1 protein-coding gene, 3 tRNA genes and 1 rRNA gene are annotated in these 1,041 nt (G+C 59.4%); all 5 read right to left on the bottom strand.

Annotated features, from left to right (window positions below):
* Positions 1-268, bottom strand: a 268-nt coding sequence (locus K6V06_RS20560; RefSeq protein WP_255582003.1) for a GTP-binding protein, incomplete at its 3' end; no start/stop codon positions are given.
* Between the two features lie 43 nt (positions 269-311).
* Positions 312-386: transfer RNA gene (locus K6V06_RS20555), tRNA-Thr, on the bottom strand.
* A 32-nt stretch (positions 387-418) separates the two neighbouring features.
* Positions 419-492, bottom strand: a tRNA-Gly gene (locus K6V06_RS20550).
* A gap of 52 nt (positions 493-544) precedes the next feature.
* Positions 545-630: transfer RNA gene (locus tag K6V06_RS20545), tRNA-Tyr, on the bottom strand.
* Positions 631-921: 291 nt separating this feature from the next.
* Positions 922-1,035 (bottom strand): 5S ribosomal RNA (gene rrf, locus K6V06_RS20540).
* Between the last annotated feature and the right edge of the window lie 6 nt (positions 1,036-1,041).

The raw sequence follows: 1,041 nt of genomic DNA, 5'->3' as shown, positions 1-1,041 counted from the left end.
TGACGTAGTCGGCGTGGCCCGGGCAGTCAACGTGCGCGTAGTGACGGTTGGCCGTCTCGTACTCGACGTGCGCGGTGTTGATGGTAATGCCGCGTGCCTTCTCTTCCGGCGCTGCGTCGATTTCGTCGTACTTCTTGGCCGCACCGCCGAACTTCGCTGCCAGCACGGTCGCGATCGCTGCCGTCAGCGTCGTCTTGCCGTGGTCAACGTGACCAATCGTACCAACGTTCACGTGCGGCTTAGTCCGCTCGAACTTTTCCTTTGCCATTTCGCGACTCCTGTCTCGGTAGCGATATTGCCAGTGCGGTATTTGGTGCCCATGGGCAGGATCGAACTGCCGACCTCTCCCTTACCAAGGGAGTGCTCTACCACTGAGCCACATGGGCAAAACCTGGATTGCGAACAGCGATCCGTCTTATGGAGCGGGTGAAGGGAATCGAACCCTCGTCGTAAGCTTGGAAGGCTTCTGCTCTACCATTGAGCTACACCCGCCCGGGCCACTTCACTTCACCGGACCATCCCGGATTGCTGCTGCTTTGTATTCTGGTGGAGAGGGTTGGATTCGAACCAACGTAGGCGTAAGCCAACAGATTTACAGTCTGCCCCCTTTAGCCACTCGGGCACCTCTCCGCAGAGAACTTGCGATTATGGTGTAACCGCCTATCGCTGTCAAGCGTTTTCGTTCACAAGAACAGGAACGAGGCGACGCTGGGGGTTGCGGTCCGGGCTGCGGTAGCCCGTGGCGGTCCATCTTCGCAGGTATCGTGAAAACGATACCCTCTCACCCTATAGGGGCCCGCGGAAGGCCTCCAGGAGGCGCCTGCCAGGCCTTCGAGGGTGGACGGCGCCCAGCGCGTCCTGGCTGGCGCCGCAAAGCAAAACGCCCCAGACCGGATGGATCTGGGGCGTTTCTTAATAAGAGCCTGGCGATGACCTACTTTCACACGGGTAGTCCGCACTATCATCGGCGCGAAGTCGTTTCACGGTCCTGTTCGGGATGGGAAGGGGTGGTTCCGACTTGCTATGGTCACCAGGCATAAG

The sequence above is a fragment of the Cupriavidus sp. AU9028 genome, assembly GCF_019795295.1.
Taxonomy (GTDB): Bacteria; Pseudomonadota; Gammaproteobacteria; order Burkholderiales; family Burkholderiaceae; genus Cupriavidus.
This window is presented reverse-complemented; position numbering and strand designations above follow the sequence as displayed.